Source organism: Betaproteobacteria bacterium, from assembly GCA_016791345.1.
Taxonomy (GTDB): Bacteria; Pseudomonadota; Gammaproteobacteria; order Burkholderiales; family JAEUMW01; genus JAEUMW01.
Genome location: JAEUMW010000066.1, coordinates 1 through 4,213 on the forward strand (window position 1 = coordinate 1; position 4,213 = coordinate 4,213).

Annotated in this window: 5 protein-coding genes; all 5 read left to right on the forward strand. The window is 66.3% G+C overall.

Going from position 1 to position 4,213, the window contains the following annotated elements; all coding sequences use genetic code 11:
• Nucleotides 1-71 precede the first annotated feature (71 nt).
• Entirely contained in the window at nucleotides 72-380 is a 309-nt protein-coding gene (locus JNK68_02555) for a hypothetical protein (GenBank protein ID MBL8539232.1), read from the forward strand.
• Nucleotides 381-393: 13 nt separating this feature from the next.
• A complete protein-coding gene (locus JNK68_02560; GenBank protein ID MBL8539233.1) occupies nucleotides 394-1,194 on the forward strand; it encodes a DUF1365 domain-containing protein in 801 nt (266 codons plus the stop codon).
• Entirely contained in the window at nucleotides 1,191-2,408 is a 1,218-nt protein-coding gene (locus JNK68_02565; GenBank protein MBL8539234.1) for a class I SAM-dependent methyltransferase, read from the forward strand. Before JNK68_02560 ends, JNK68_02565 begins: the two co-directional genes overlap by 4 nt.
• Nucleotides 2,401-2,925 (forward strand): chalcone isomerase family protein, encoded by a 525-nt coding sequence (locus JNK68_02570; protein ID MBL8539235.1) that lies wholly within the window; start codon nucleotides 2,401-2,403, stop codon nucleotides 2,923-2,925. The genes JNK68_02565 and JNK68_02570 overlap by 8 nt, the downstream gene beginning before the upstream one ends.
• Before the next feature lie 80 nt (nucleotides 2,926-3,005).
• Nucleotides 3,006-4,213: MFS transporter (locus JNK68_02575; protein MBL8539236.1), on the forward strand; the 1,208-nt coding region annotated here is incomplete at its 3' end.

The following is a 4,213-nucleotide window of genomic DNA, read 5'->3' on the forward strand; positions in this document are numbered from 1 at the left end:
GAGCGCGCGAAGCATGGGCGGCGTGGAACTACCACGCCGGACAGGGCAGTCCGGCAAGAAGACCAGTGAGCGTGAGTTATCTGATCAACAAGCTGCAGCCGCTGCCGTTCCGGACACCCGTCATCGTGACACTGAACCCGACGACTCCGCCGCGACAGGAATCGACCATCGCGTGCTTCGCGTACGCGCATCCCGCCTTTGATGGACCGGCGATCGAAGCACAACGCGCGCTGCACGCGATCCAGGGGCGACGGCACACCTGGTTCTGCGGCGCTTGGATGGGGTACGGCTTTCACGAGGATGGCCTGAAATCGGGGCTCACCGTGGCCAACGCCCTTGGATGCTACGCGCCCTGGCAGGCGCAGGAAGTCGCTGCATGAGAACTTCGCAGCAATGAGTGCGTTGCTGTTCTCCGGGCGTGTCATGCACCATCGCGTGCGGCCGACACGACACCGGTTCAGCTATCGGGTGTTTTTCATCCGCTTCCGCCTGGATCGGATGAACGCTCTGGCCGGGCCGCTCTTGTCCGTGGACCGCCACAACCTGTTCAGCGTGCGCGCTGCCGACTACGGTCCTCGCGACGGTTCGGATTTGCAGCACTGGATCCGTGGCTTGTTATGGCATGAAGGCATCGCTGCCGCCGACGGCGAAATATGGCTGCAGACTTTCCCCCGTGTGCTGGGATATGTCTTCAATCCCGTGAGCTTCTGGCTCTGTCACGACCGGCAGGGGGCGCTGCGCGCGGTGCTGGCGGAGGTCAACAACACCTTCGGCGAGCATCACCATTACCTCCTGGCGCACAGCGACGGTCGACCGATAGCGGCCGACGACGAGCTGTCGGCACGCAAGGTGTTCCACGTTTCGCCGTTCTTCGAGGTGCGCGGTACCTATCGGTTCCGTTTCCGTGCCGACCCGGGCGACAGCCTCTTTCGAATCGACTACGAGGACGGGCGCGGCAAGCTGCTTTACACGACCATTTCCGGGCGCGCACAGCCGCTCACGACCGGCGCCCTGGCGAAAGCATTCGTGCGGCGTCCGTTGATGACCGTCGGCGTGATCGCGCGCATCCACTACCAGGCGCTGCGGCTATGGCTGAAGCGGGTGGAGTTTTTCAGCAAGCCGCTGCCGCCGGCCCACGAGCTCACGCGCGCCGATCTCGACACAACCCTGTTGCCTGCGAAGACAGAGCGATGAAGCCATTCGAAGCCGACCTCGTCCGCAACGCGGTGCCGATGCCTCGCACATCGCGGTTGCTGTTGTCCCTGTTCTCGCGGCTGCGTTACGGCAGCCTGCGATTCTCCACGCCGGAAGGAGTCGCCTTCGCGTTCCAGGGCGATCTGCCGGGTCCTGCGGCCTGTTTCGACGTTTTGGACTGGCAGGCGTGTCGCGAAATCGTGCGCCGCGGTGACCTCGGTTTTGCGGAAGGGTACATCGATCGCCTGTGGGAGACCGACGATCTGGTGAATCTCATCACGCTCGCGGCCCTCAACCGCGACGCCGTGGAGAAGGCCATCTACGGCCGTTGGTGGGGGCAGATCCTGTATCGCCTGCGGCACTTCCTGCGCACCAATACACGCACGGGCAGCCGGCGCAACATTGCCGCCCACTACGATCTGGGCAACGACTTCTATCGGCTTTGGCTGGACGAAACGATGGCCTATTCGTCGGGCCTCTTCGAGACCGAGCCATCGCGCGCGCTCGTAGCGGCGCAGACCGCGAAGTACGAGCGTGTGCTGGAGCGTCTCGACGTGCGACCGGGCGATCGCATTCTCGAGATCGGCTGCGGCTGGGGCGGGTTTGCGGCGCATGCCGCTGCCTCGCGCGGGTGCAGGGTCCACGGCATCACGCTCTCGGTTGAGCAGTTGCGCTGGGCGCGGGCACACGCAGAGCACGCCGGGCTCGCCGATCGGGTGAGCTTCGAACTCCTGGACTACCGCGATACCGCTGGCAGCTACGATCACGTCGTGTCGCTCGAGATGTACGAGGCAGTAGGCGAGCGCTACTGGCCGGCGTACTTCGGCACCATCCGCAACCGGCTCAAGCCGGGCGGCAAGGCGCTGGTGCAGGCGATCACCATCGACGATGAACTGTTTGACCGCTACCGACGCGGCACCGACTTCATCCAGCAGTACGTGTTTCCGGGCGGCATGCTGGCGTCGCCCCAAGTCCTGCGCCGGGAAATCGAGCGCGCGGGACTGCGCGTCGGCAATGTCTTCGGCTTCGGCGCGGACTACGCCGAGACGCTACGCCGCTGGCGGGTCCGCTTCAACAAGGCGATCCCCGAAGTGCACACGCTCGGATTCGACGAGCGGTTCGTGCGCCTCTGGAACTTCTATCTGGCGTACTGCGAGGCCGGCTTCCGCGCGCGGTCTACAGACGTTTTTCACGTGGAGATCGAACGTGTCTAAGGCACTGATCGCCGCCCTCTCCTTCCTCTTCTGCGGGTCGCTCCTCGCCAACACACAGCTACCCGCGGAGTTGCTCCGCGAAGCACCCGACCTGCGCCTGCTCGGGCGAGGCGAAATGCGCTGGTTCGGTTTGCATCTCTACGATGCGGCGTTGTGGTCGAGCGCCGACCCCTGGAGCCCGCGGCAGACGTATGCGCTTTCCATCGAGTACGCGCGGGACATTCCGGGCAAACGCCTGGTCGAGAGCAGCCTCGCGGAGATGCGGCGGCTCGGCGCGAGGGACGAGGACAAGCTCGCCCGCTGGGAGACCGCGCTCAACGGCGTCTTTCCGGACGTGAGGAAGGGTGATCGTATCGTCGGCGTGCATCTACCGGGCAGGGGCGCCACCTTCTACCATCAGGGGCGGATGACGGGATCGATCGACGACGCCGAGTTCGCCGAGACGTTCTTCGCGATCTGGCTCGACCCGCGCACGCGCGAGCCATCCCTGCGGAAGGCACTGCTCGGTCTGCGGTGATCCTGGCCGTCGGCGGTACGGGGCGATCGCTCGATCGCCCGGCGCTCCTGGCCTATGGCAGTCTCGGATTGCCGCTCGCCATGGCGGCGCTGCCGATCTATGTCCATGTGCCGAAGTTCTACGCTGATGTGCTCGGCATGCCAATCGCCGTGATCGGATTCGTTCTTCTCACCGTGCGTATCGTCGATGCCGTGCAAGACCCGCTGCTCGGCTACTGGAGCGACCGCGGCTTCACACGCTTCGGCGGGCGGCGCTTCTTCATCGGCGCCGCCGCGCCGCTGCTCGCCTTCGGCATGGTGGCGCTGTTCCATCCCGAGTGGCGCGGCTCGGCACCACCCGCGCTATGGCTCACGGCCACGCTGATCGTGGTTTATCTCGGCTACAGCATCGCCAGCATCAGTTATCAAGCGCTCGGCGCGGAGATGAGCGGCGACTACGTCGAGCGCACCCGCATCACCGCGGCTCGCGAAGGTCTCTCGCTGGTGGGTGTCCTGCTCGCGGCGGCCGCTCCGGACCTCCTCGCCCGCGCGTTTGGCGAGCGTGCAGGACTCCCGATGTTCAGTCTCTTTTTTGTGCCGCTGCTGGCGCTTTGCGTGTGGCTCGTCGTCCGGTACGCGCCGCGTCCGCCCCGCGCCACCGCGGTGCTCGCCCCTGGCGGAGTCTTCGCCGGCATGATCGAACCGCTTGCGAATGGCCGCTTCCGCGCGCTGCTCCTGGTTTTCGTCCTGAACGGCATTGCCGCGTCGATTCCCGCGACGCTCGTACTGTTCTACATCGACGACGTACTGCAGCGGCCAGACCTCGGCGGAGCATTCCTCGCCCTGTATTTCGCCTGCGGCGCCCTCGGGATGCCGGTTTGGGTGCGCCTGGCTGCGCTCATCGGCAAGAAGCGCGCGTGGCTCGTCGGCATGCTCCTGTCCGTCGTCGGCTTCTTCTGGGCCTTTGCGCTCGGGCCAGGCGACGCGGCCGCGTTTGCCGCCGTCTGCGCGCTGTCCGGCCTCGGGCTAGGTGCCGATCTCGCCCTGCCACCGTCGCTGCTCGCCGACGTCATCGACCACGACGCCCGCGGCGCCGAAGCCCGTGCGCAGGGGGCCTATTTCGGCTTGTGGAACCTGGTCACGAAGCTGAATCTCGCCCTCGCCGCCGGCATCGCGCTGCCGCTCCTGGCGCTGCTCGGCTACGAGCCGGGCGCTGCAGCGCGCTCCGTGCTCGCGCTCGGCGTTCTCTATGCCCTCGTGCCGAGCGCCCTCAAGCTCGCGGCGGCGGCGGCGCTGTGGTTCGCGCCATT

Coding starts and splice junctions, on each gene's coding strand:
- JNK68_02565 (MBL8539234.1), top strand. CDS start 1,191: ATGAAGCCATTCGAAGCCGACCTCGTCCGCAACGCGGTGCCGATGCCT.
- JNK68_02560 (MBL8539233.1), top strand. CDS start 394: ATGAGTGCGTTGCTGTTCTCCGGGCGTGTCATGCACCATCGCGTGCGG.